Source organism: Caballeronia grimmiae (genome assembly GCF_022879615.1).
Classification (GTDB): Bacteria; Pseudomonadota; Gammaproteobacteria; order Burkholderiales; family Burkholderiaceae; genus Caballeronia; species Caballeronia grimmiae.
The window spans coordinates 490377-516364 of sequence record NZ_CP084271.1; the positions used below are offsets into that span (position 1 = coordinate 490377).

Annotated in this window: 25 protein-coding genes; 17 read left to right on the plus strand and 8 right to left on the minus strand. The window is 65.3% G+C overall.

Annotated features, from left to right (window positions below; translation table 11 throughout):
* Positions 1-4: 4 nt before the first annotated feature.
* The 5 genes from accC to LDZ21_RS02415 form a co-directional block, all read right to left on the minus strand.
* Positions 5-1372, minus strand: coding sequence for an acetyl-CoA carboxylase biotin carboxylase subunit (gene accC, locus LDZ21_RS02395; RefSeq protein WP_035966792.1), 1368 nt, complete (start codon positions 1370-1372; stop codon positions 5-7).
* A gap of 153 nt (positions 1373-1525) precedes the next feature.
* On the minus strand, positions 1526-2002 hold the full coding sequence (accB, locus tag LDZ21_RS02400) for an acetyl-CoA carboxylase biotin carboxyl carrier protein (RefSeq protein WP_035966790.1): 477 nt from the start codon (positions 2000-2002) through the stop codon (positions 1526-1528).
* A gap of 68 nt (positions 2003-2070) precedes the next feature.
* Positions 2071-2334 (minus strand): hypothetical protein, encoded by a 264-nt coding sequence (locus LDZ21_RS02405; RefSeq protein WP_244794020.1) that lies wholly within the window; start codon positions 2332-2334, stop codon positions 2071-2073.
* Between the two features lie 194 nt (positions 2335-2528).
* On the minus strand, positions 2529-3068 hold the full coding sequence (locus tag LDZ21_RS02410) for a TlpA family protein disulfide reductase (RefSeq protein WP_244794022.1): 540 nt from the start codon (positions 3066-3068) through the stop codon (positions 2529-2531).
* Positions 3069-3091: 23 nt separating this feature from the next.
* Positions 3092-3748, minus strand: a complete 657-nt coding sequence (locus LDZ21_RS02415) for a hypothetical protein (protein WP_035966787.1) — start codon at positions 3746-3748, stop codon at positions 3092-3094.
* A gap of 173 nt (positions 3749-3921) precedes the next feature.
* On the opposite strand from LDZ21_RS02415, the gene mpl reads away from it, so the two are divergent.
* From mpl to pyrF, 16 genes are all read left to right on the plus strand, one after another.
* The gene (gene mpl, locus LDZ21_RS02420) at positions 3922-5340 is read left to right on the plus strand and encodes a UDP-N-acetylmuramate:L-alanyl-gamma-D-glutamyl-meso-diaminopimelate ligase (protein ID WP_244794023.1); all 1419 of its coding nucleotides are present in this window, start codon (positions 3922-3924) and stop codon (positions 5338-5340) included.
* Positions 5337-5936, plus strand: coding sequence for a YqiA/YcfP family alpha/beta fold hydrolase (locus LDZ21_RS02425; protein WP_244794025.1), 600 nt, complete (start codon positions 5337-5339; stop codon positions 5934-5936). The genes mpl and LDZ21_RS02425 overlap by 4 nt, the downstream gene beginning before the upstream one ends.
* 62 nt (positions 5937-5998) lie before the next feature.
* Positions 5999-8071 (plus strand): ribonuclease catalytic domain-containing protein, encoded by a 2073-nt coding sequence (locus LDZ21_RS02430; protein WP_244794027.1) that lies wholly within the window; start codon positions 5999-6001, stop codon positions 8069-8071.
* On the plus strand, positions 8068-8922 hold the full coding sequence (gene aroE, locus LDZ21_RS02435; RefSeq protein ID WP_244794028.1) for a shikimate dehydrogenase: 855 nt from the start codon (positions 8068-8070) through the stop codon (positions 8920-8922). The genes LDZ21_RS02430 and aroE overlap by 4 nt, the downstream gene beginning before the upstream one ends.
* Complete coding sequence (mtgA, locus tag LDZ21_RS02440) at positions 8922-9683, plus strand: monofunctional biosynthetic peptidoglycan transglycosylase (protein WP_244794030.1); 762 nt, start codon at positions 8922-8924, stop codon at positions 9681-9683. Before aroE ends, mtgA begins: the two co-directional genes overlap by 1 nt.
* A gap of 362 nt (positions 9684-10045) precedes the next feature.
* Complete coding sequence (locus LDZ21_RS02445) at positions 10046-10972, plus strand: IclR family transcriptional regulator (protein ID WP_244794032.1); 927 nt, start codon at positions 10046-10048, stop codon at positions 10970-10972.
* Positions 10969-11958: a 2-dehydro-3-deoxygalactonokinase gene (locus LDZ21_RS02450; protein WP_244794034.1), complete on the plus strand. Its 990-nt coding sequence runs from the start codon at positions 10969-10971 to the stop codon at positions 11956-11958. Before LDZ21_RS02445 ends, LDZ21_RS02450 begins: the two co-directional genes overlap by 4 nt.
* A gap of 25 nt (positions 11959-11983) precedes the next feature.
* Positions 11984-12661 (plus strand): 2-dehydro-3-deoxy-6-phosphogalactonate aldolase, encoded by a 678-nt coding sequence (locus tag LDZ21_RS02455; protein WP_035966778.1) that lies wholly within the window; start codon positions 11984-11986, stop codon positions 12659-12661.
* Positions 12658-13437: an SDR family oxidoreductase gene (locus LDZ21_RS02460; protein ID WP_244794036.1), complete on the plus strand. Its 780-nt coding sequence runs from the start codon at positions 12658-12660 to the stop codon at positions 13435-13437. The genes LDZ21_RS02455 and LDZ21_RS02460 overlap by 4 nt, the downstream gene beginning before the upstream one ends.
* Before the next feature lie 205 nt (positions 13438-13642).
* Positions 13643-14650, plus strand: a complete 1008-nt coding sequence (locus tag LDZ21_RS02465) for an arabinose ABC transporter substrate-binding protein (RefSeq protein WP_244794038.1) — start codon at positions 13643-13645, stop codon at positions 14648-14650.
* 66 nt (positions 14651-14716) lie between these two features.
* A complete protein-coding gene (araG, locus tag LDZ21_RS02470) occupies positions 14717-16231 on the plus strand; it encodes an L-arabinose ABC transporter ATP-binding protein AraG (protein WP_244794040.1) in 1515 nt (504 codons plus the stop codon).
* Between the two features lie 18 nt (positions 16232-16249).
* Positions 16250-17266 carry an L-arabinose ABC transporter permease AraH gene (araH, locus tag LDZ21_RS02475; RefSeq protein ID WP_035966773.1) on the plus strand — a complete coding sequence of 339 codons (1017 nt, stop codon included), beginning with the start codon at positions 16250-16252 and terminating at the stop codon, positions 17264-17266.
* 12 nt (positions 17267-17278) lie between these two features.
* On the plus strand, positions 17279-18064 hold the full coding sequence (locus tag LDZ21_RS02480; RefSeq protein WP_244794042.1) for an SDR family NAD(P)-dependent oxidoreductase: 786 nt from the start codon (positions 17279-17281) through the stop codon (positions 18062-18064).
* On the plus strand, positions 18064-18948 hold the full coding sequence (locus tag LDZ21_RS02485) for an SMP-30/gluconolactonase/LRE family protein (RefSeq protein WP_244794044.1): 885 nt from the start codon (positions 18064-18066) through the stop codon (positions 18946-18948). Before LDZ21_RS02480 ends, LDZ21_RS02485 begins: the two co-directional genes overlap by 1 nt.
* A gap of 89 nt (positions 18949-19037) precedes the next feature.
* Positions 19038-20153: an aldose 1-epimerase gene (locus tag LDZ21_RS02490; RefSeq protein ID WP_244794046.1), complete on the plus strand. Its 1116-nt coding sequence runs from the start codon at positions 19038-19040 to the stop codon at positions 20151-20153.
* 68 nt (positions 20154-20221) lie between these two features.
* Positions 20222-21037, plus strand: coding sequence for an orotidine-5'-phosphate decarboxylase (pyrF, locus tag LDZ21_RS02495; RefSeq protein WP_244794048.1), 816 nt, complete (start codon positions 20222-20224; stop codon positions 21035-21037).
* Between the two features lie 98 nt (positions 21038-21135).
* On the opposite strand, the gene LDZ21_RS02500 is transcribed toward pyrF, so the two are convergent.
* Genes LDZ21_RS02500 through thiL form a run of 3 tightly spaced genes read right to left on the minus strand, consistent with a single transcriptional unit; the run spans position 21136 to position 23174 of the window.
* The gene (locus LDZ21_RS02500; protein ID WP_035966765.1) at positions 21136-21636 is read right to left on the minus strand and encodes a CinA family protein; all 501 of its coding nucleotides are present in this window, start codon (positions 21634-21636) and stop codon (positions 21136-21138) included.
* Between the two features lie 28 nt (positions 21637-21664).
* Complete coding sequence (locus tag LDZ21_RS02505) at positions 21665-22198, minus strand: phosphatidylglycerophosphatase A family protein (RefSeq protein ID WP_244794050.1); 534 nt, start codon at positions 22196-22198, stop codon at positions 21665-21667.
* Complete coding sequence (thiL, locus tag LDZ21_RS02510; protein WP_244794747.1) at positions 22188-23174, minus strand: thiamine-phosphate kinase; 987 nt, start codon at positions 23172-23174, stop codon at positions 22188-22190. The genes LDZ21_RS02505 and thiL overlap by 11 nt, the downstream gene beginning before the upstream one ends.
* Positions 23175-23440: 266 nt before the next feature.
* Here thiL and LDZ21_RS02515 point away from each other — a divergent pair, with 266 nt between their 5' ends.
* Positions 23441-25735 (plus strand): NADP-dependent malic enzyme, encoded by a 2295-nt coding sequence (locus LDZ21_RS02515; protein ID WP_244794051.1) that lies wholly within the window; start codon positions 23441-23443, stop codon positions 25733-25735.
* Positions 25736-25988 lie beyond the last annotated feature (253 nt).

Here is a 25988-nt window from a genome sequence, read left to right on the forward strand (position 1 = left end):
TGACTCAGGACTCTTCCGCCACCGCCGCCTGACGCGCGGCCAGCTTGTTCTCGAGGTAGTGGATGCTCGTGCCGCCCTCGACGAACTTGGCGTCGATCATCAACTCGCGATGCAGCGGGATGTTGGTCGAAATGCCTTCCACGACCATTTCCGACAGCGCGATCCGCATGCGGTTGATGGCCTGCTCGCGCGTCGCGCCGTAGGCGATCAGCTTGCCGATCATCGAATCGTAGTTCGGCGGGACGAAGTAGCCGTTGTAGGCGTGCGAGTCGACGCGGATGCCCGGGCCGCCCGGCGCATGCCACGACGTGATACGTCCCGGCGACGGCGTGAACTTGAACGCATCTTCCGCATTGACGCGGCATTCGATCGCGTGGCCGCGGAACTGGATGTCCTTTTGGCGGAACGCGAGCTTCTCGCCGGCGGCGATACGAATCTGCTCCTGCACGATATCGACGCCCGTGATCAGCTCCGTCACCGGATGCTCGACCTGCACGCGCGTGTTCATTTCGATGAAGTAGAACTCGTTGTTCTCGTACAGGAATTCGAACGTGCCCGCGCCGAGGTAGCCCATCTTCTTGCACGCATCGGCGCAGCGGTCGCCGATACGGTCGATCAGCCGCCGCGCGATACCCGGCGCCGGCGCTTCTTCGATGACCTTCTGGTGACGGCGCTGCATCGAGCAATCGCGCTCGCCGAGCCAGATCGCGTTGCGGAACGAATCCGACAGCACCTGAATTTCGATATGCCGCGGGTTCTCCAGGAATTTCTCCATGTAGACCTGCGGATTGCCGAACGCGCGGCCCGCTTCTTCGCGCGTCATGTTGACCGCGTTGACGAGCGCCGCTTCCGTATGCACGACGCGCATGCCGCGTCCGCCGCCGCCGCCCGCCGCCTTGATGATGACCGGATAGCCGACCGTGCGCGCGATCTTCACGATCTCTTTCGGATCGTCCGGCAACGCGCCTTCCGAGCCCGGCACGCACGGCACGCCGGTCTTGATCATCGTCTGCTTGGCGGTGACCTTGTCGCCCATCATGCGGATGGTTTCGGGGCGCGGCCCGATGAACGTAAAGCCCGACTGCTCGACGCGCTCGGCGAAGTCGGCGTTCTCGGAAAGAAAGCCGTAGCCGGGGTGGATGGCTTCGGCGTCGGTGACTTCGGCGGCGCTGATGAGCGCCGGCATGTTCAGGTACGACAGGTTCGACGGCGCCGGTCCGATACACACGGCTTCGTCGGCGAGCTTGACGTACTTGGCTTCCTTGTCGGCTTCCGAATAGACGACGACGGTCTTGACGCCCAGTTCGCGGCACGCGCGCTGGATGCGAAGCGCGATTTCGCCGCGGTTCGCAATGAGAATTTTTTCAAACATGGCTGTGGGTCGGCTCATCAACGGGCACGCGCGAGCGGCCCTCGGGATTCGAATCGGCGGCGCGCGCTTTCAGGAGTCTGAGGCACAAGCACGCGCCGGCGCGGTGACGCCGCGCGGACCGGAGCGATGTGCCCGGCGCACGGCTCGACGCGCTTAGTCGCCGATCACGAAGAGCGGCTGGCCATACTCGACCGCCTGACCGTTCTCGACGAGGATTTCCTTCACGACGCCGGACTTGTCCGCTTCGATTTCGTTCAGGAGCTTCATGGCTTCGATGATGCAGATCGTCTGGCCTTCCTTCACCGTATCGCCGACCTGGACGAACGGGTCCGCGCCCGGCGACGGCGCGCGGTAGAACGAGCCGACCATCGGCGACGTCACGATGTGGCCCTGCGGCGCGGAAGCTGCCGGCGTCGCTGCGCCCGCGCTTGCGCCTGCATCGACGCCGGCGGACATGCCCGGCGCGGAAGGCGCCTGAACCTGCGGCGCGTACTGCTGCGGCGCCTGCATGTAGACGGGTGCTGCGTTCTTGACGATGCGAACCTTGCCTTCGCCCTCCGTCACTTCCAGTTCCGAGATGCCGGATTCAGAGACGAGGTCGATCAGCGTTTTCAGTTTACGAAGGTCCATCGAAAATTCCCCTTTCAATACTTGGAGACCGGGACTGCCCGGTGCTTGACTTTGTGGGTGTATGACTGTCAGCCGCGAGCCGGCGCGGTCAGCCGGCCGGCGCGCACATGCATTCGGCGCATCGGTGCGCCCGCCCATGCGCGGGCGGCAAAATCGGCAGAGTCGATCGGCACGCGGACGGCGTTCGCACGGAACGCCCTGGCGTGGTCGCTTTGAAGCGTGCGCCTGAACGGCACGCGAGCAGTCGCATTTCGCGCGGCGCGGCACGGCCCGTTCGAACGGGCATCGGCGGATTCGGCTGCGTGGCCTTGCGGCGCCGGCGGAATGATCATGGTCGCTTCGGTTGTGCGGAATTCGGCGCACTTTAGCGCCGTTTAGAGAATGTTGTCTAGTTTTGCCGTGCACGACACAAAATCGGGACGGCATGATTTACCGGCATTGTCGCACCCAAACGACGAAGTTCCGGCAAAAGCCCACGAAGTTGCTGCTTATTTATCGCAAAGACGAGCGATCAGGCGGCGATTTTTTACAGCGCGTCCAGTGTCCGCTTGAGTTCAGCTTCGTTCACTTCGCCGAGTTTCGTCGACCGGACCGCGCCCTTCGCGTCGATCACAACGGTAAAAGGCAGCCCGCCCGCGTTGTTGCCGAAGCTCCGCGCAAGATCTGCGCCGCCGAAACCGGTCACGTAGACGGGGTAATCGACCGGAACCTTCTTCAGGAAGTCGTTGACGTTCTTCTCGCTGTCCACGCCGAGCCCGATAAACGTGATGCCCTTTTTCTGATACTCGCGCTGCAGCGCCGACAGCGTCGGCATTTCCTTCACGCACGGCCCGCACCACGACGCCCAGAAGTTGACGACGACCGGCTTGCCCTTGTAAGCCGCGAGCGGCTGCGAGGTTCCGGCAGCGGCGGGCGGCGTCGTCTGCCACAACTGCTCGACCGCGTTGCCGCTCGGCTGCGTGGCGGCTTCGGTATCGACGCCGGTGAGGCGATGGCCCGCGTAGAAGCCGCCGACCGTCGCCGCGATCGCGACCGCGAGGGCCGCCAGGATGCGTTTGCTGTTCATGGACGAGAAAGAGTCTTGGAGATTCAGCCGCCGACTTCCAGCGGCGGACGATCGGAAGGGCCGGGATCGTCGAGCAGGGCGCGCACGGCCGCCGCGTTCGCGCGTGCGAGCCGTCCGCGTCCGTCGGCACGCACCGCGCCGCGCAGATCGTTGGGTCCGTAAAGCGCGATGTGCACGCCGATCGGTTCCTCGCCGCGCTCGCGCTGCAGAAAGCTGAGCGTTTCCACGTAGCCGCGTCCGGCGAAGTGCCGCGTCTCGGACACGTCGTACTGGACGTTGGCGTTCAGCAGATAAATGGCGACTTCCTTCGGGTTGTCGCAGAAGCATTGCAGATGAATATCCGAGTGCTCGCCTGCCGTGCCATTGAGCACCGCGCCTGTCAGATAGGGGTCGAAGGGCTTGAGCCGTTCCATCCAGTCGAGCGCGGCCTCGCGCATGCGGCGCAGGACGGCGGGCTGGCTGTCGCTCTGGAAAATCGCCTGATATTCGCGGATTTCCTCTTCGATCTGGTCGTTGTCGGGTAGAAACTCACCGCCGATTTTCGTCTCGCCGACGACCTGCCGCGCCGCCTTCCGCTTTGCGGTGGAGTAGTCGAGGCCATCTTCGGCGATCATTCTCGCTGCGGCGATTGCGATTTCCTCGCGCACGCGCTGCGGATCGAAGTGTGATTTGCGGACCATTGGGCAATCATACTAGATAACGTCTGGCGGCCCTTGCGGCGCGCGGGCGCGCAGTCAGGCGGCCGGCGCGCTCGGTTACAATATGCGCCTCCAGGCGCGTTCCTGCACGGGTTTTCCGTCCACGCGCCGTCCTCTTTTCCGCACTTCATCGCCTGCGCGGCGCGACACGGTTTATGCACATCCACATCCTCGGCATTTGCGGCACCTTCATGGGCGGTCTCGCCGTCCTGGCTCGCGAGGCGGGTCACAAGGTCACCGGCTGCGACGCGGGCGTCTATCCGCCGATGAGCACGCAGCTCGAGGCGCAGGGCATCGAACTGATCGAGGGCTTTGGCGTCGAGCAGCTATCGCTGGAGCCGGATCTGTTCGTCATCGGCAATGTGGTGTCGCGCGGCAATCCGCTGATGGAAGCGATTCTGGATCGCGGCCTGCCGTACACGTCCGGCCCGCAGTGGCTCGGCGAGCACGTGCTGGCGGGCAAATGGGTGCTCGCGGTCGCCGGCACGCACGGCAAGACCACTACCAGCTCGATGCTCACGTGGCTGCTCGAAGACGCCGGCATGAATCCGGGCTTCCTGATCGGCGGCGTGCCACTCAACTTCGGCATCTCCGCACGCCTGACCGATTCGAGCTTCTTCGTGATCGAAGCCGACGAATACGACACCGCGTTCTTCGACAAGCGTTCGAAGTTCGTCCATTACCGTCCGCGCACGGCGGTGCTCAACAATCTGGAATTCGATCACGCCGACATCTTCCCCGATCTCGCCGCCATCGAAACGCAATTTCATCACCTCGTACGCACGGTGCCGGGCGTCGGACGCATCGTCACCAATGGGCGCGAGGCGGCGCTCGAGCGCGTGCTGTCGCGTGGTTGCTGGTCGGGCGTCGAACGCTTCGGCGTGCAAGGCGGATGGCAGGCGCTGCCCGCCCGCGATGGCGAAACCGCCGATGAGCAGTTCGCTGTCTATTGGGAAGGCGAGCGGCTGGGCGTGGTCGACTGGCAGGTGCAGGGCGAGCACAATCGCATGAACGCGCTCGCGGCGATCGCGGCGGCGCGGTCAGTCGGCGTGCCGGCGGCGCAGTCGGTCAAATCGCTGGCGAGTTTCCGCAACGTCAAGCGGCGCATGGAAGTGAAGGGCAGCGTCGAAGGCGTCACCGTCTACGACGACTTCGCCCATCACCCGACCGCCATCGAAACCACCGTCGCGGGATTGCGCACGCGCATCGGCGATGCCGGTCACGCGCGCATTCTCGCGGTGCTGGAACCGCGCTCGAACACGATGAAGCTCGGCACGATGAAAGCGCAATTGCCCGCAAGCCTCGCCGGTGCGGATCTCGTGTTCGGCTACGGCGCGCGCGAAGGCCGCGACAAGCTCGGCTGGGACCTGGCCGAAGCGTTGTCGCCGCTCGGCGACCGGGCGCAGGCCTTCAATGAAATAGAGCCGCTGGTGAAAGCGGTCGTACATGCGGCGCGCCCCGGCGACCACGTGCTCGTGATGAGCAACGGCGGTTTCGGCGGCGTACATCAGAAATTGCTCGATGCGCTGTCCGCGCGTCCGGGTCCGGGGACAACCGCAAGAGGCCCCGCGTGATTCTCTACCTGCACGGCTTTCGCTCGTCTCCCCAATCGTTCAAGGCGCGCATGATGCGCGCGCGCCTCGCGGAACTCGGCCGGCTGAGCGAATGGCAGTGCCCGGTGTTGCCGGTTTCTCCGTGCGACGCCATCGCGCTGGCGGAATCCATCGGCGGCGCGGCGCTACCGGAAGATGTCACCGTCGTCGGCAGTTCGCTCGGCGGCTACTACGCGACCTATCTCGCGGAGAAGCACGGCTGGCGCGCGGTGCTGCTGAATCCCGCCGTGATGCCCGATGTCGATCTCAGTGCGTATCTCGGCGAACAGCCGTTGTGGCACGGCGGCGGCACCATCACCGTGTTGCCGCGTCATCTCGACGAACTTCGCGCGCTTCATGTCGATGCCATCACGCGCCCCGAGCGCTATTTCCTGATTGCCGCGACCGGCGACGAAGTGCTCGACTATCGCGCGATGCTTGCCCACTATTCCGGCGTACGCACGACGCTGATCGAAGGCAGCGATCACGCGATCAGCGACTTCGGCGACTATCTCGCCGATGTACTTGCCTTCTGCGATCAGACGCCGCGCGCCGCGCTTGCCCCAGCGGCTGCGTGATGCCCCATTCATACACCGGCGCGCCCGCTGCGCGCCGGTCCACCGTCTTACGAGAGTATTGAGTGAACGTTTTCTTCGAGGAATCGGGTAGTTTCAAGGCCGGCTCGGTCTTGTCGAAACAAGGCGACGCGTTCCAGGTCGAGTTGCCGGGCGGACGCCGCGCCAAGGTGCGCGCGAAAGACGTGCTGATCGAATTCGACAAGCCCGCCGCCGGAGATCTCATGCAGGAAGCCGACGCCATCGCGCAGGCGATCGATCTCGATTTCCTGTGGGAATGCGCGCCCGACGAGGAGTTTCCGTTCGCCGCGCTGGGCGCGGATTATTTCGGCGACAAGTTCGGTGCAGCCGAACGCGCGGCGCTCGTGCTGCGCATGCATGGCTCGCCGGTCTATTTCCGCCGCAAGGGACGCGGTCAGTACCAGCGCGCGCCGCAGGAGCAGTTGCAGATGGCGCTGGCGTCGCTGGAGCGCAAGCGTCAGCAGGCGCTCGTTCAGGCCGGCTACGAAGAGGAACTGAAAGCGGGCAAGCTGCCCGAGGCGCTGAAGGGCAAGGCCATCGGCCTGTTGACGAAGCCGGACAAGAATTCGATCGAGTACAAGGCGCTCGAAGCCGCCGCTGCGGCGCGCGGCATTTCGCAGGCGCGGCTGATGCTCGAATGCGGCGGGATCGCGTCCGCGCGGGCGCTGCACGAGGCGCGTTTCCTGTCCGAGTTTTTCCCGCATGGGATCGGTTTCCCGGCGGTGCAGACCGCGCCGCTGCCGGAGGACTTGCCCGAGGCGCATGTCCAGGCGTTTTCCATCGACGATGTCACGACCACCGAAATCGACGACGCCTTCTCCGTCGAGCATCTCGCCGATGGCCGCCTGCGCATCGGCATTCACATCGCGGCGCCGGCGCTCGGCATCGCACGCGGCGACACGGTCGATTCGATCGCGCGCAGCCGCTTGTCGACGGTGTACATGCCCGGCGACAAGATCACGATGCTGCCCGACAACGTCGTCGAAGTGTTCACGCTCGGCGAAGGCGGACTGCGTCCGGCGCTGTCGCTTTACATCATCGTGAATCGCGAGACGCAGGACATCGTCGCGACCGAAACACGCGCCGAACGCGTCTTCGTCAAAAGCAACCTGCGGCACAACCATCTGGACGAGCATGTCACGGAGGAAAGCCTCGCCGCCGGCACGGGCGATTATCCGCACAAGGAAGACATCGCCGTGCTGTGGCCGCTCGCGCAGTCGCTCTTCGAAAAACGCCAGCAGGCGCGCGCGACTTACGGGCTCAAGCGCGAAGTGCAGCGCAACAACGATTTCAACTTCTATGTCGAAGGCGAGCACATCACCATCACGCCGCGCCGCCGGGGATCGCCGCTCGATCTGATCGTCGCCGAACTGGCGATTCTCGCGAATTCGTCGTGGGGCGCGTTCCTCAACGATCACGGCGTGCCGGGCATCTATCGCTCGCAGCGCGGTTTCGGCGGTCCCGGCCCCAAGCGCACGCGCATGCAGACGACGCCCGCGCCGCACGAAGGGCTGGGCGTCGCGCAATACGCGTGGAGCACGTCGCCGCTGCGCCGCTATGTCGACCTCGTCAATCAGTGGCAACTGCTCGCGTGCGTGCAGCATGGCGTGACCGCGAAGCTCGCCGCGCCGTTCAAGCCGAAGGACGCGGACCTCTTCGCCGTCGTGCAGGGTTTCGACGATACCTACAGCGCCTACGCCGATCACCAGCGCCGCATGGAATATTTCTGGTGTCTGCGCTGGCTGAAGCAGGAGAACAAGCGGCACGTTCCGGCTTCGGTGGTGAAGGACGATCTCGTGCGGCTCGAAGAGATTCCGCTGATCCTGCACGTGCCCGGTCTCGGCGTGCATGCGCGCGGCACGCGGGTGATGCTCGAAGTCGTATCGATCGATGAGCTGACCGTCGAAGCGTCGTGCCGTCTGCTGCACGTGATCGACGCGCCGTCCGCGAGCGCGCCCGCCGAGGAAGACGAAGCCGAGGAAGAAATCATCGAGGCCGACGATCTCAGCGCGGAAAGCGAAGCCGAAGCGCAGGCGGAAGCACAAACGGAGGCACAGAGCGAAGGCACTGGGCAGCCGCAGGAACCCACGTCCGATTCCACGGAGCCGACCGCATGAGCCACGCGCAAGCCGACCGTTATGCGGTGATCGGCAATCCTGTCGAGCACAGCAAATCGCCGTGGATTCACGCGCGGTTCGCCGAGCAGACGGGCGAGCCGGTCGAATACGGGCGCATTCTCGGGCCGCTCGGCGGTTTCGAGGCGGCGGTGAAAACCTTCATCGCGTCGGGCGGACGCGGCATGAACGTGACTGTCCCGTTCAAGCTCGATGCCCACGCCTTCGCGGATTCGCTGTCGCCGCGCGCGGCGGCGGCGGGCGCGGTGAACACGCTCTCGTTCTCCGATGACGGCGTGCGCGGCGACAACACCGATGGCGTCGGCCTCGTGCGCGACATCGAAGTGAATCTGGGCGTGAACCTTCAGGGCGCGCGCATTCTGCTGCTCGGCGCGGGTGGCGCGGCGCGCGGCGTCGTGTTGCCGATCTTCGCCCGGCAGCCCGCCGCGCTCACCATCGTCAACCGGACGGCGGCGAAGGCGCGCGAACTCGTCGATCAATTCGCCGCACAGGCGCGTGAGAGCGGCGTGCGCTTCGCAGGCGGCGGCGCGGATAGCGCGGAAAAAGCGCGTTACGACGTGATCATCAACGCGACGGCCGGCAGTCTCGATGCCGCGCTGCCCGAATGCGACGACGCCGCGTTCGGCGCGGGCACGCTTGCCTACGACATGATGTACGGCCCCAAGCCGACGGTCTTCATGGAGCACGCCGAACGCCTCGGCGCACGCGCCGCCGATGGTCTCGGCATGCTCGTCGAACAGGCGGCCGAATCGTTCTTCATCTGGCGCGGCGTGCGTCCGGACGGCGGCGCGGTGCTGCGTGAATTGCGCCAGACGCTGGCGGCCAAAGCCTGATGACGACCGCGCCCGCTCCGAGCCGCACGTCGCCGCGCTCGCGGCAGCCTCGCCCGGCGGTGCGCCTCGGACCCGCGCGATGGATCGCTTACGGCCTCTCCGTGTTCGTCATCGCGGCGATCGCGACGCAGCTCTACTTCTTCGCGCAGATCGGCATATGGACGGTGCTGAATCCCGGCTCGACCGCGTTCATGCGCGCCGACGCGTGGACGCTTGCCAGCACCCGCCCCGGCACGCCGTTGCAACGGACGTGGATGCCCTATGACCAGATATCGCGCAATCTGAAGCGGGCGATCATCGCGTCGGAGGATGCGAACTTCGTCAACAACAACGGCTACGAAACCGACGCGATCCTGCAGGCGTGGGAGAAGAACAAGGCGCGCGGAAGAATCGTCGCGGGTGGATCGACCATTTCGCAGCAGCTTGCGCGCAACCTTTTCCTGTCGCGAGAGAAGAGCTATTTGCGCAAGGCGCAGGAGCTCGTCATCACGTGGATGCTCGAGTTCTGGATGGACAAGCAGCGCATCTTCGAGATCTATCTGAATTCGGTCGAATGGGGCAACGGCGTCTATGGCGCGGAAGCGGCGGCGCAGTATTACTACAAGACCTCGGCGGCGAAACTGACGGCCGGACAAAGCGCGCGCCTCGCCGTGATGCTGCCGCGCCCGAAGTATTTCGACGACCATCGGAACTCGGCCTATCTCGCGTCGCGGGCGCGTGTCATCGCGCGTCGAATGGGCGCAGCCGAACTGCCCGAGTGAAATTTAGTTGGCGTCGCTAAACATTGTAAAGCCCTGATCCGTCAGGGCTTTTTCTTTTTCTGTCGGCTTTCGGTTGTCAGCTTGAGTCCCATTATGTGAACCCGACGATCACATATTGAATTATCGAGATAGCCGGAACTACAATCCGTGCAGGCTTTCGATGGAACCGCCACGAAGCCCCGAGCGCATGCGCCACTGACATGCGCCGACAAGAACAGACTGGAGACACGTCATGCACTCGACCGCTCGCCCGCGCTCGCGGGTTGCGTTGCACGATTCATTGGTGGTTCGCGCCGGCCAGCGCCGGTTCATCCAGGTGTCGCGGCTTGTCCGCGCTGCATGAATCGCGAGGACGAGCCGACATGAGCGACCACTCCACCAGCGCCACGCGTGCGCGCCGCAGTTCCATCGGCGCGGCGGGCAGCCAGCAGAACGCCCAACCGCACGGCCGTGATCCCGACGCCATCGCGCTGCCGAGCGCGCTCGTCGACATCACGCCGCAGCAGGCCGGCACACAGACGCTGTTGCGCGGCCTCGCGATTCTCGAAGCCGCCGCGAACGGGGCGCGCGATCTGCGTTCGTTCAGCGCCGCGCTCGGCACGACCCGCAGCACCACGCATCGGCTCGTCAGCTCCCTCGTGCAGGCGCGCTATCTGCGGCAAGTGCAGGGCGGCTATCTGCTCGGCCCGAAGCTGATCGAACTCGGCACTATCGCGCTCGAGCAAATGCCGCTCACCACCGTCGCGCGGCCGTATCTGCAATCGCTGGCGCGGCATACGCAGGACGCCATCCACCTCGGCGTGCGCGATGGCGACGACGTGCTGTACATCGACAAGATTCCCGGCACGCGCGGACTGGAGATGCGCTCGCGCGTCGGGCACCGGATGCCGCTGGCGTCGACGGGCATCGGCAAGGCGATGATGCTCGATCTCGAAAGCAACGCGTGGAAGAAGCTGCTGGAGGCGTCGCATCGCGCGCTCGCCCGCACGAGTTTCAAGCCGGATCATCGGCCGGACGTCAGCACGTTCGTGCAGCGCATGACGCGCTATTCGCAAGGCGGCTACACATTCGATCTGGAAGAGAACGAAGCGTCGATACGCTGCGTCGCCGCGCCCGTGCGCGATGCGTCCGGTGCGATCGTCGCGGCGCTCTCCGTGGCGAGCACCATTCCTTATATGCCGGACGAGCGCATGGAAGAACTGATTCCGATTGTGCAGCAGGAAGCGCGTGCAATCTCGTCGGAACTCGGCTGGCGCGCGCCGCAAAGCAATCGCAGGATCAAGCGATGACCGCGCCTGTCGCCCGGACTTTCGCCGCGCCCGCGCTCGTCGCGCTCGACTGGGGCACGACTTCGCTCCGCGCTTATCTGCTCGGCGCGGATGGCGTCGCGCTCGACACGCACGCGTCGCCCGCGGGAATCATGAATCTGCCGGCCGGCGGCTTCGAGCAGGCGTTCGAAGAAACCTGCGGCGCGTGGCTCGACGCGCATCCGCAACTGCCGGTGCTGGCTGCGGGCATGGTCGGTAGCGCGCAGGGCTGGGCCGAAGCGCCGTACGTCGAGACGCCCGCCGATGCCGATGCGCTCGTCGCAGGCATCGTCGCGATCGAAACGGCGCGCGGCGCGACGGTGCGGATCGTGCCGGGGGTGCTCGAGCGCGGCGTGCTGCCGAACGTGATGCGCGGCGAGGAAACGCAGATCGTCGGCGCGCTGTCGAGCGATGCATCGCTGAACGCGGAGGGCGGCGTGCTGATCGGCCTGCCCGGCACGCACGCGAAGTGGGCGTTCGTGCAGGCGGGGCGCATCGAGCGCTTCTACACGTTCATGACGGGCGAGGTGTTCGGCGCGCTGCGCGATCACACGATTCTCGGCCGCACGATGCAGCAAGGCGCGGCGGCGGACGCAGCGGCGTTCGAGCGGGGCGTCGATACCGCACGCGATGCCGGTCATCCCGGCGTGCTCGCGACGATCTTCAGCACGCGCACGCTCGGCCTCACCGGGCAACTCACGCCGGCGCAGCAGCCGGATTATCTGTCGGGCCTGTTGATCGGCCACGAACTGCGCGGCCTCACCGAAGTGCTGGCGCGCGATCAGTCGTCGCTCGCGGGCAGGACGCTGCGGCTCATCGGCAACGACACGCTGTGCGACCGCTATCGGGCGGCGCTCGCGCGCTTCGGCTGTCACGACGCCGCGACCGTTGCGAACGCCACCGAACAGGGCCTATACCGAATCGCCGTGCAAGCCGGGCTCGTGCCAGCGCCCGCGCGTGCGGCCTGAGCAGCACCGAGAAGGAGTCACGACGATGCAGCCACCCATCAATCTCCCCGCGCCGTATCAGATGCACGCCGGTCTCGCGAAGGCGTTCGCCGCCTGCCCGCTGATCGCGATCCTGCGAGGCGTCACGCCCGACGATGCCGCCGATCACGCTCGCGCGCTGTACGAAGCGGGCTTTCGCATCGTCGAGGTGCCGCTCAATTCGCCGCAGCCGTTCGACAGCATCGCGGCGATCCGCCAGGCATTGCCGGCCGACGCCATCGTCGGTGCAGGCACGGTGCTGCATCCGAGCTATGTCGACGACGTGAAGGCCGCCGGCGGCGAACTGATCGTGATGCCGCACAGCGACGGCGATGTCGTGCGCGCCGCCAAGGCGCTCGGGCTCGCGTGCGCGCCCGGCGTCGCGACGCCGAACGAGGGTTTCATCGCGCTGAAGAACGGCGCGGACGTGCTGAAGATGTTTCCCGCCGAGCAGCTCGGGCCGACGGTCGTGAAGGCGTGGCGCGCGGTGATCGCGAAAGACGTGCCGCTCGTGCCGGTCGGCGGCATCTCGCCCGACAACATGGGACCGTTCCTGACGGCGGGCGCGAACGGCTTCGGCCTCGGCTCCGCGCTGTACAAGCCGGGTCAGGGCGTGAAGGTGACGGCGTCGCACGCGAAGGCGTTCGTCGGTGGACTGGCGATCGCCCGAGGTGAAAAACGATGAGCCGCCTCGCCGGCAAGGTCGCGATGGTCACGGGCGCGGGGCGCGGCATCGGCGCGGCGATCGCGCTGGCGTTCGCACGCCAAGGCGCGGCGGTGGCGCTCGCGGAACTCGACATCGAAACCGCGCAGGCGACGGCCGCGCGCATCCGGCAGGAGACCGGCGCGCACAACGTGCTCGCGGTGCGGACCGACGTGACGCAAAGCGCATCGGTGAACGAAGCCGTCGCGGAAACGGAAGCGCGGCTCGGCCCCGTCGACGTGCTCGTGAACAACGCCGGCATCAACGTGTTCTGCGATCCGCTCACCATGACCGACGACGACTGGCGCCGCTGCTTCGCCGTCGATCTCGATGGCGTCTGGAATGGCTGCCGCGCCGTGCTGCCGGGCATGGTGGCGCGCGGGCGGGGAAGCATCGTGAATATCGCGTCGACGCATGCGTTCAAGATCATCCCCGGCTGCTTTCCGTATCCGGTGGCGAAGCACGGCGTGATCGGCCTGACGCGCGCGCTCGGCATCGAATACGCGCCGAACAACGTGCGCGTGAATGCCATCGCGCCGGGCTATATCGAAACGCAACTGACGCTCGACTGGTGGGACGCGCAGCCCGATCCGGCCGCCGCGCGGCAGGCGACGCTCGATTTGCAGCCGATGAAGCGCATCGGCCAGCCGCACGAAGTCGCGATGACGGCGGTGTTCCTCGCATCGGATGAAGCGCCGTTCATCAACGCGAGCTGCATCACCGTGGATGGCGGGCGCTCGGCGCTCTATCACGACTAGAACACGAGGAATGACGCACTGGCCGCAGTGCGGCAAACGCGCTGACGCGCAAGCTGGATGCCGCGATGCGACGGCGGCATGAAGACGACAGCAGCCACAAGCAGTCGCAGGCAGTCACAGGTAGCCACAAGCAGCCACACACATTTCGTAACGGCCCGACACGCGGGCTTTTTGAGACAACGGGTAAAAACTCGGGAGACACAAGATGAAACGCAGACTGTTCCTCACGCTGATCGCCGCCGCCACCGCCACGAGCGCCACGCTGATCACCGCGCCCGTCGCGCAGGCCGCCGATGACGTCAAGATCGGCTTCCTCGTGAAGCAGCCGGAAGAGCCGTGGTTCCAGGACGAATGGAAGTTCGCCGAAGCGGCCGCGAAGAGCAAGGGCTTCACGCTCGTGAAGATCGGCGCGCCGTCGGGCGAAAAGGTGATGAGCGCCATCGACAACCTTGCCGCGCAAAAGGCGCAGGGCTTCATCATCTGCACGCCGGACGTGAAGCTCGGGCCGGGCATCGTCGCGAAGGCGAAGGCCGACAAGCTGAAGATGATGACCGTCGATGACCGCCTGGTCGATGGTTCCGGCAAGCCGATCGAGTCCGTGCCGCACATGGGCATCTCGGCGTACAACATCGGCAAGCAGGTGGGCGACGGCATCGCCGCCGAAATCAAGAAGCGCGGCTGGGACATGAAGGAAGTCGGCGCCATCGACGTGACTTACGAGCAGTTGCCGACCGCGCACGACCGCACGTCCGGCGCCACCGATGCGCTCGTCGCCGCCGGCTTCCCGAAGGCGAACATCATCGCCGCGCCGCAAGCCAAGACCGACACCGAGAACGCATTCAACGCCGCGAACATCGCGCTCACGAAGAACCCGCAGTTCAAGCACTGGGTCGCGTATGCGCTGAACGACGAAGGCGTGCTCGGCGCTGTGCGCGCGGCGGAAGGGCGCGGCTTCAAGGCCGACAACATGATCGGCATTGGCATCGGCGGATCGGATTCGGCGCTGAACGAGTTCAAGAAGCCGCAGCCGACGGGCTTCTTCGGCACCGTCATCATCAGCCCGAAGCGCCACGGCGAAGAGACGTCCGAGCTGATGTACGCGTGGATCAAGGACGGCAAGACGCCGCCGATGCTCACGCTCACGACCGGCATGCTCGCCACGCGCGAGAACGTGTCGTCGGTGCGCCAGCAGATGGGCCTGGCGTCGAACTAAATCGGGTGAAGCGGAGCGGGCCGCGTTGCAGGAAGCGGCCCGCGCATTGGCGACAAAGGAGGCGATGTGTCAGCGACGCTGCGTTTTGACAATATCGGCAAGGTGTTTCCAGGCGTGCGCGCGCTCGACGGCGTGTCGTTCGACGTCAATGCCGGCGAAGTTCACGGTTTGATGGGCGAGAACGGCGCGGGCAAATCGACCTTGTTGAAGATTCTGGGCGGCGAGTATCAGCCCGATTCGGGGCGTGTGCTCATCGACGAAAAAGAAGTGCACTTCGGAAGCGCGGCGGCATCGATCGCGTCGGGCATCGCGGTGATCCATCAGGAGTTGCAGTACGTGCCGGACCTCACCGTGTCCGAAAACCTGCTGCTCGGCGCGTTGCCGAACCGGCTCGGCTGGGTCAACAAGAGCGCCGCGAAAAAGCACGTGCGCGAGCGGCTCGCGGCGATGGGCGTCGATCTCGATCCGAACGCGAAACTGCGCAAGCTCTCCATCGCGCAGCGGCAGATGGTCGAAATTTGCAAGGCGCTGTTGCGCAATGCGCGCGTGATCGCGCTCGATGAGCCGACTTCGTCGCTGTCGCATCGCGAGACGGAAGTGCTGTTCAAGCTCGTGCGCGATCTGAAGGCCGACAAGCGCGCGCTGATCTATATCTCGCATCGCATGGACGAGATTTACGAACTGTGCGACGCCTGCACGATTTTCCGCGACGGCCGCAAGATCGCGTCGCACACGCGGCTCGCCGAAGTGTCGCGCGATACGCTCGTGCAGGAAATGGTCGGCCGCGAAATCAGCGACATCTATAACTACCGGGCGCGCGAGTTGGGCGAAGTGCGCTTTTCCGTGAAGAACGTACAGGGCGATGCCTTGAGCGCGCCAGCAAGCTTCGAGGTGAAGCGCGGCGAGATCGTCGGCTTCTTCGGACTGGTCGGCGCGGGCCGCAGCGAGCTGATGCATCTCGTGTACGGCGCGGACAAGAAGAAGGGCGGCGACATCCGGCTCGACGGCCAGCCGATCAAGATACGCAGCACCGGCGAAGCGATCCGTCACGGCATCGTGCTGTGTCCGGAAGATCGCAAGGAAGAGGGCATCGTCGCGATGGCGACGGTCGCGGAGAACATCAACATCTCGTGCCGGCGTCACTATCTGCGCGGCGGTCTGTTTCTCGACCGCAAGAAGGAAGCGCAGACGGCCGACCGTTTCATCCAGTTGCTGAAGATCAAGACGCCGAGCCGCAAGCAGCGCATCCGTTTTCTGTCGGGCGGCAATCAGCAGAAGGCGATTCTGTCGCGCTGGCTTGCGGAGCCGGATCTGAAAGTTGTCATTCTCGATGAACCGACGCGCGGCATCGACGTCGGCGCGAAGCACGAAATCTACAACGTGATCTATCAGCTTGCGGAGCGCGGCTGCGCGATCGTGATGATTTCGTCGGAGTTGCCGGAAGTGCTGGGCGTCTCCGATCGCATCGTCGTGATGCGGCAGGGGCGGATCGCGGGCGAATTGCCGCGCGGAAAGGCGAGCGAACAATCGGTGCTGAGCCTTGCGTTGCCGCAGGCCGAGACGGTTGCGCAGGCCGCGTAAAGACAAGAGGAGCGAATCATGGAAGCAAGAGAGAACATCGTGGGACAGGCGAGCGAAACGGTCGCGAACGCGCTGATCCCGCAGAAGAACGACAAACAGAAGTGGTGGCAGCAGATCACGGAGTACAGCTTGATCGTGATCTTCATCGTCATGTTCGTGACGATGTCGCTTTCCGTCGATCACTTCTTCTCGATCGAGAACATGCTCGGTCTCGCGCTGTCGATTTCGCAGATCGGCATGGTCGCGTGCACGATGATGTTCTGTCTCGCGTCGCGCGACTTCGACCTGTCGGTCGGCTCGACGATCGCCTTCGCCGGCGTGCTGTGCGCGATGGTGCTCAACGCGACCGACAACACGTTCATCGCGATCATTGCTGCTGTTGCGGCGGGCGCGGTGATCGGCTTCGTGAACGGCGCGGTGATCGCGTATCTGCGCATCAACGCGCTGATCACCACGCTGGCCACGATGGAAATCGTGCGCGGGCTCGGCTTCATCGTGTCGCATGGGCAGGCGGTGGGCGTGTCGTCGGACACGTTCATTGCGCTCGGCGGCTTGTCGATGCTCGGAATTTCCCTGCCTATCTGGGTGACGCTTGCGTGTTTCGTCGTGTTCGGCGTGTTGCTGAACCAGACCGTGTACGGGCGCAACACGCTTGCCATCGGCGGCAATCCGGAGGCGTCGCGGCTCGCGGGCATCAACGTGGAACGCACGCGCGTGTGGATTTTTCTGATCCAGGGCGCGGTCACGGCGCTGGCCGGCGTTATCCTTGCATCGCGAATCACGTCGGGGCAGCCGAACGCGGCGCAAGGCTTCGAGCTCAACGTGATTTCGGCGTGCGTGCTCGGCGGCGTGTCGCTGCTCGGCGGACGCGCGACGATTTCGGGCGTCGTGATCGGCGTGCTCATCATGGGCACCGTCGAGAACGTGATGAACCTGCTCAACATCGACGCGTTCTATCAGTACCTCGTGCGCGGCGCGATCCTGCTCGCCGCGGTGTTGCTCGACCAGTTGAAGAACCGCGGATCGCGGGATTAATCAGGAAGAGATATGGCAATCGACAGCAAACTTGCGCGCTATCCGAGCCTCGCCGGCAAGACGGTGCTCGTCACCGGCGGCGCGACCGGCATCGGCGCGGCCTTCGTCGAACACTTCTTCGATCAGGGCGCAAAAGTCGCATTCTTCGATATCGACACCAGCGCGGGCGAAGCGCTCGCGGACCAGCTCGGCGCATCGCCGGGCGCGGACCGAGTGCGCCCGATGTTCCTGCGCGTCGATCTCACCGACATCGGCGCATTGCGTCAGGGCATCGCCGATGTGCGCAGCGCGCTCGGGCCGATCGGCGTGCTCGTGAACAACGCGGCCAACGACCAGCGCCATGCGATCGCGGACGTGACGCCCGAGTACTACGATGCGTGCATCGCGGTGAACGTCCGCCATCAGTTCTTCGCGGCGCAGGCGGTCATCTACGACATGAAGCAACTGGGCGGCGGCTCGATCATCAATCTCGGCTCCGTCAGCTGGATGCTGAAGAACAGCGGCATGCCGGTGTATCTGACGGCGAAATCGGCGGTGCAGGGCATGACGCGCGGCCTCGCGCGCGATGTCGGCAAGTTCGGCATTCGCGTCAATACGCTCGTGCCGGGCTGGGTGCTGACCGAGAAGCAGAAGCGGCTGTGGTTCGACGAAGCCGGCAAGCTCGCGCTAAAGCAAGGGCAGTGCATCGACGGTGAACTGCTGCCGCATCACCTCGCGCGCGCGGCGCTGTTCCTCGCGTCCGACGACAGCAGCATGATGACGGCGCAGGACATGATCGTCGATGCAGGGTGGTCCTGATGAACAGCGCGCACGCGATGGATGCGCAGCTTCTGATCGACAGCCGGTGCGAACTCGGCGAAGGCGCGACGTGGTGCGCCGCGAGCGGGCGCTTCTGGTGGACGGATATCGAAGGCAAGCGCCTGTGGCGCTACGACCCGCGCGACGGCGCGACGGCATCGTTCGCGATGCCCGAACGCCTTGCCTGCTTCGCGTTGTGCGCCGATCCGAACGTCTTGTTGCTGGGTCTCGCGTCGCGGCTCGCGTTCTTCGAGATCGCGTCGGGGAAGATCGAGACGATCGTCGAAGTGGAAGCGCAGCTGCCGACGCGCCTCAACGATGGCCGCTGCGATCGTGAAGGGCGCTTCGTGTTCGGCACCAAGCACGATGTCGACGACGCGCAACCCATCGGCGGGATGTATCGGCTGAATCTGGACTTGTCGCTGGAACGCCTGCCGCTCGGCGATTTCGCGATCAACAACAGCACGGCGTTCAGCCCGGACGGCGCGACGATGTATTACTGCGACACGCCGACGCGTCACATCCGCGCGTGCGATTATCCGGACTTCGGCAATCAACGCGTGTTCGTCGAACTGTCCGATGACACGGGCTTCCCCGATGGCTCGATCGTCGATGCCGACGGCGGCCTGTGGAACGCGCAATGGGCCGGCCGGCGCGTCGTGCGTTATGCGCCCGATGGCCGCGAGACGGCGCGCATCGCGGTGCCGAGCGCGCAGCCGAGTTGCGTCGCGTTCGGCGGGGCATCGCTCGATACGCTTTTCATCACGACGGCGCGCGCCGGTCTGGACGACGATGCGCTCGACGCCGATCCGCACGCGGGCGGCATCTTCACCGCGCAGCCCGGCGTGCGCGGCATCGCGGAACCGGTCTTCGCGGCAAGCTGAACGGACAAAACGAGGCGGCGCGCACTGACGCGCCGCCCGCTCTGGCCCCGGCGATGCCGGGTCGGTCGCCTCTCGATGGAGCACGAGTCATGACTGTTGCGCGCACGGAGCAAAGGCTGAAATCCGCATCGACGACATCCACCGCGCAGGCGAATGCTCGCCGCTCGCGCCTCGCCGCTGCCTCCGAACCGCCGATCCGCCCCGGTCCGCACACCGCGGTCGTGGCGATGGGCGGCGCGGACGTCGAAGGCTGCATCACGCTGGTGAACGCGCACTTGCGGCTCGACGTCGCGCCGGCGCTCGGCGGCGGCATCACGCGTTTCGACTGGCGTCACGAAGGCGTGCTCGTGCCGATCTTCCGGCCGTGCGCCGATCCGGGTCCCGGCACTGACCCGAACGAACTCGCGTGCTATCCGCTCTTGCCGTATTCGAACCGCATCGGCAACGGGCATTTTCAGTTTTCCGGGCGCGCGGTCGACGTGCCGCCGAATCGTCCCGACGAACCGCTGCCGCTGCATGGCGACGGCTGGCTCGGCGCATGGGAGGTCGAAGAGGAAGAGGCGACGCGCGCGCGCCTGACGCTTGATCGCCACGACGGCAAGCCGTACTCGTTTCACGCGGCGCAGACTTACGCGCTCGAAGACGCGACGCTCGTCGTCACGCTGGAAGTGCGCAATACCGGCGATGCAGCGCTGCCCTTCGGTCTCGGGTTGCATCCGTTTTTGATGCGCGAAGCCGATACCGAACTATCCGCCGCGGCGGGCGGCCTTTGGCTATGCGGCGACGACTGGCTGCCGGTGCGTCACGTTCCCGCGCCGCCTGCGTGGCAATTCGGCGTCGCTTATCCGATGCCATCGGAAATGGTGAACAACGCGTTCACCGGCTGGAGCGGACGCACGAGCGTGCTGTGGCCGAAGCGCCGCCTGTCGCTCACGATCGCCGCCGATACCGATTACTACGTGCTCTATGCGCCGCCCGGCGAGGACTTCTTCTGTTTCGAGCCGGTCGATCATCCGATCAACGCGGTGAATCTGCCCGGCGGCGGCGAGGCGCACGGGATGACCGTGCTCGCGCCGGGCGAGCGGCTGGCGCGGGAGTTTCGCTTCACCGTCGAGCGCACGGGCGAGGCCGCACGTCGCGGGAGGCCGCGCACGCGGGCGGGAGCGGGATCGAAGGCGCGCGGCCGCGCGGCGCCGGCGCGGTGAGCCGGACCAGGAATACGGCGGTTGCGTCACGTTAAAATGCGTGCCACCGACGTTCACCGACTCCTCACATGTCCTTCATCCAATCTCTCAACGCCGCGTGGTCGCGGACTCAATCGCTCCTGTGCGTCGGCCTCGATCCCGAGCCGTCGAAGTTTCCGGGCGCGCTCAACGGCCGCGCCGACGCGATCTTCGAGTTCTGCAAGACCATCGCCGACGCCACCGCGCCGTACGCGTCGTCGTTCAAGCCGCAGATTGCATACTTCGCGGCGCATCGCGCGGAAGACCAGCTCGAAGCGCTGATCGCGCATATCCACGAAAAGCATCCCGGCATTCCGGTGATTCTCGATGCAAAGCGCGGCGACATCGGCAGCACGGCGGAGCAATACGCAAAGGAAGCCTTCGAGCGCTACAAGGCCGATGCCGTGACGGTCAATCCGTACATGGGCTTCGATTCGATCGAGCCGTATCTCGCGCATGAGGGAAAGGGCGTCATCGTGCTGTGCCGCACGTCGAACCCGGGCGGCTCGGACCTGCAATTCCTGACGACGTCCGATGGTCAGCCGCTGTATCAGGTCGTGGCGAAGCTCGCAGCGACGAAGTGGAACGATCAGGGCCAGCTCGGCCTCGTCGTCGGCGCGACGTTTCCGAAGGAGATCGAAGCGGTGCGGGGCATCGTCGGCGATATGCCGCTGCTGATTCCCGGCATCGGCGCGCAAGGCGGCGATGTCGAAGCGACCGTGCGCGCAGGCCGCACGGTGAACGGCGCCGGTATGCTCATCAACTCTTCGCGGGCGATCATTTACGCCGGGAAGGGCGATGACTACGCCGACGCCGCGGCCGTTGCCGCGAAGAAGACGCGCGATACGATCAACGCGTATCGATGAACCGCACGCTCACGCGCCGGAGATCGGCGTGAAGAGCGCCTGAATGTATTCGTCCGGGAAGCGGGCCACTGCGCCCGCATCCTCGGGCCGCTCGCCGCTCATCGCTCGCGCTGTTCGAGAAACTCCAGCAAGCCTCTCAGCGCATGCGCCGCCGCCTGCGTTCGCACCTGCTCGCGATCGCCTTTGAAGTGCAGCGTCTCGAATGCCGTATGCAGCCGGTTGCTCCACGCGAAGCAGACGGTGCCGACCGGCTTCGCGTCGCTGCCGCCCGCCGGGCCGGCCACGCCCGTGATCGACACCGACACCTGTGCGCGGCTGTTGCGCAGCGCGCCTTCGGCCATCGCCTTCGCGACTGGCTCGCTCACCGCGCCGTGCTGCTCGATCAGCGCGGCGGGCACGCCGATCATCTCCGTCTTCGCCAGATTCGAATACGTGACGAAACCGCGCTCGAACCACGCGCTGCTGCCCGAGATGTCCGTGATCGCGGCGGCGACCATGCCGCCCGTGCACGATTCGGCGGTCGCGAGCATCAGTCGTTCGTCGCGCAGCTTGTTGCTGACGCGAATCGCGAGTTGGTGAACGACGGTGTCGGTTGGCATGGCGGTGTTCTCGAAGAGAGGGATGAAATCAAACGGTCATGCGCCACAGCGCGATTACGAGCAGCGTGAAGAACGCCGCGACGAGATCATCGAACATGATGCCGAAGCCGCCTTTCAGATGGCGGTCGAAATAGCGGATGGGCGGCGGCTTCACCATGTCGAAGAAGCGGAACACGATGAACGCCCACAACTGGCCGGTGAAGGTCGCGGGCGTGACGAACAGCAGCACCAGCCAGAACGCGATGATCTCGTCCCACACCACCGCCGACGGGTCCGAGACGCCCATCCTCTTCGCCGTGAAGTCGCAGAACCAGCATCCCGCAATGAAGCCGACGACGATCAGCGCGCCCCATTCGGCAACCGTGAGATGCCGGTTGAACACGACGAACGACGCCCAGGCGAAGAGCGTGCCGACGGTGCCCGGTGCGACAGGCGACAGCCCGCTGCCGAAGCCGAGCGACAGAATATGCACGGGATGGTTGAGCATGAAGCGCGCGGTCGCCTTGCGCGGCGCGGGACGCGGCCGGTCGGACGCGTTCGCGAGAGTCGGGTCAGTCTGCATGAAAGTGGTCGAAGCCTTGCAACATCAGAGGAAGCGGAGCGCCGGCGCCGTCGCGCCACGCGATTTCCGGCGAACCGAAAGATTCGATTCTACCGATGCAGGTCAGCGGCACGCCCACGCGTTCGCCGATGCGCGCGATCGCATCGCGTGCGATGTGCGGCGCGGTGAAGCACAGCTCGTAGTCGTCGCCGCCCGCGAGCGTGCATTGGCGGCGCGCGGCGTCCGGCATGGCGCGCACGGCGTCTGAGCAGGGGACGGCGTCGGCATCGACGGTTGCGCGCACGTTCGAGCGCTTGAGGATATGCATGAGGTCGCCGGCGAGGCCATCGGAGATATCGAGCGCCGCGTGCGCGATGCCGCCGAGCGCCATGCCGAGCGCCACGCGCGGTTCGGGGCGTTCGAGCGCGCGCCGCCACGCCGATGCCGCAGCGTCCGGCGCTTGCCATTCGCCGAGCATCGCGCCGAGGCCCGCGCGGGCGTCGCCGAGCGTGCCGGAAACATAGATGTCGTCGCCTGGCTTCGCTGCATCGCGACGCAGCGCCGCGTGGTGCGGTACATCGCCGAATACGGTGATGCAGATGTTGAGCGGTCCGCTCGTCGTGTCGCCGCCGATCAGCGCGCAGCCGAAGCGGTCGGCCAGCGCGAACAAGCCGTCGCTGAACGCTTGCAGCCACGCTTCATCGGCGCGCGGCAACGCGAGCGCCAGCGTGAACGCGTGCGGCTTCGCCCCCATCGCGGCAAGGTCCGACAGATTGACGGCGAGCGCCTTGTGACCGAGCGCGTACGGATCGACATCGGGGAAGAAATGGCGGCCTTCGACCAGCATGTCCGTCGAGATGGCCAACTGATGCCCGGCGGGCGGCGCAATCAGCGCGCAGTCGTCGCCGATGCCGAGCGGCGCGTCGCCCTGACGCGATGCGGGCGCTTTCGCGCGGCGTGCGAAGAAGCGGTCGATTAAAGAGAACTCGGAGAGCATCGTCGGCGAATGAGTCATTTTTTGTGCGCTGCAAAAACGGAACGGCGATAACGACAAGGCTGGAATCCGAACGATCGAGAACCGCCGCCTATATCTCGAAAAAACAGGACGATGCGCTGCGAGCCTTGCCGCGCCATGCGATCAGACGTTTGGCAGTCACGGCACTTATAGCCGAAATGCACGGACTGCCGTCCCGAAACCGTAAGGGTTTGGCGCTACAATGCGTTGGAATCTCTATTCTAATTCCCGCACTTTCAGCCCGCCTTATGACGACTCCCGCCAATACGAAGTTGCGCGAAGCCGCGCTCGATTATCACGAGTTCCCGACTCCCGGGAAAATCGCGATCGCCCCGACGAAGCAGATGATCAACCAGCGCGATCTCGCGCTCGCGTATTCGCCGGGCGTGGCGTTCGCATGTGAGGAGATCGTCGCGGATCCGCTCAACGCCGCGCGTTTTACCGCGCGCAGCAACCTCGTCGGCGTAGTGACGAACGGCACCGCGGTGCTCGGTCTCGGCAACATCGGGCCGCTGGCGTCGAAGCCGGTCATGGAAGGGAAGGCAGTGCTCTTCAAGAAGTTCGCCGGCATCGACGTGTTCGATATCGAGCTGAACGAAACCGATCCGCACAAGCTCGTCGACGTGATCGCCGCGCTGGAGCCGACTTTCGGCGGCATCAATCTCGAAGACATCAAGGCGCCGGATTGCTTCATCGTCGAACGTGAAGCGCGCAAGCGCATGAAGATTCCGGTCTTTCACGACGACCAGCACGGCACGGCCATCGTCGTCGCGGCGGCGGTCACCAACGGGCTGAAAGTGGTCGGCAAGAGCATCGGCGAAGTGAAGCTCGTCGCGTCCGGCGCGGGCGCGGCGGCGCTCGCGTGTCTCGACCTGCTCGTCGATCTCGGCATGAAGCTCGAGAACATCTACGTGACCGATCTGGCCGGCGTGGTCTACAAGGGCCGCGTCGAGCTGATGGACCCGGACAAGGAGCGCTACGCCCGCGAAACCAGCGCGCGCACGCTCGCGGAAGTTATCGAAGGCGCGGACGTGTTCCTCGGCCTGTCGGCTGGCGGCGTGCTGAAGCAGGAGATGGTGAAGGGCATGGCCGCGAAGCCGCTGATTCTCGCGCTCGCTAATCCGACGCCGGAAATCCTGCCGGAACTCGCGCTCGAAGTGCGTCCCGACGCGGTGCTCGCGACCGGCCGCACGGACTATCCGAATCAGGTCAACAACGTTCTGTGCTTCCCGTTCATCTTCCGCGGCGCGCTCGATGCAGGCGCGACCACGATCACGAAGGAAATGGAAATCGCGGCCGTGAACGCGATTGCCGAACTGGCGCGTCAGGAACAAAGCGATATCGTCGCGACGGCTTATGGCATCCAGGATTTGTCGTTCGGTCCGGAATATCTGATTCCGAAGCCGTTCGATCCGCGTCTCATCGTGAAGATCGCGCCGGCGGTGGCGAAGGCCGCGATGGAATCCGGCGTGGCGACGCGTCCCATCGAGGACATGGACGCCTACGAGCAGCATCTGCAGCAGTTCGTGTATCACAGCGGCACGACGATGAAGCCCGTGTTCCAGCTTGCGCGCAGCGTCGAGCCGGAGAAGAAGCGCATCGTGTTCGCGGAAGGCGAAGAGGAGCGCGTGCTGCGCGCGGTGCAGATCGCCGTCGACGAAAAGATCGCCAAGCCGATTCTCATCGGCCGTCCGGCGGTCATTCAGCAGCGCATCACGAAGTTCGGCCTGCGTCTGACGCCGGGCGTCGACTTCACGGTCGTCGATACGGACCATGACGAACGCTATCGCGATTTCTGGCAAACCTATTACTCGATGATGGCGCGCAAGGGCATCAGCCAGCAGATGGCGAAGCTCGAAATGCGCCGCCGCACGACGCTGATCGGCTCGATGCTCGTCAAGAAGGGCGAAGCGGACGGCATGATCTGCGGCACGGTGAGCACGACGCATCGTCACCTGCACTTCATCGATCAGGTCATCGGCAAGAAGGAAGGCTGCAACGTGTACGCGGCGATGAACGCGCTCGTGCTGCCCGGCCGCCAGATTTTCATCGTCGATACGCACGTCAACGTCGATCCGACGCCGGAGCAACTCGCCGAAATCACGATTCTCGCGGCGGAGGAAGTGAAGCGCTTCGGCATCTTGCCGAAGATCGCGCTGTTGTCGCATTCGAACTTCGGCACGAGCAACGCGCCGACGGCGCAGAAGATGCGCGACGTGCTGGCGATCCTCAAGCAGCGCGCACCCGATCTCGACGTGGACGGTGAAATGCACGGCGACGTCGCGCTCGACGCGCGTTTGCGCCGCGAAGTGCTGCCCGAATCGACGCTCGAAGGCGACGCGAATCTGCTGATCCTGCCGAACATCGACGCGGCGAACATCTCGTACAACCTGCTGAAGACGGCGGCGGGCAACAACATCGCGATCGGGCCGATCCTGCTCGGCGCGGCGAAGCCGGTGCATGTGCTGACAGCGTCGGCGACGGTGCGTCGCATCGTCAACATGACGGCGCTGCTGGTCGCGGACACGACGGCCTCGCGCTAAGCATCCGGCTCGGGTGTCACCGCAAACAACGCGGCAGGAGTTCTTCCTGCCGCGTTTTTCTTTGGGCGAAAAAAAGCGTGCCGGTGCTGGCACGCTTGGGGCAGAGGCAAGGGGTTGCCGCCCAATGCAGAGCAATCGCGATGGCGGGCATCGCGCGAAACTGGCGACAGGTGAGGCAACCGGTCCAGAGGTTTCGATCCCAAGGGCATGCATTTTTATCTCATACAGGATAAAAGTAACTCAGACAAAGGCT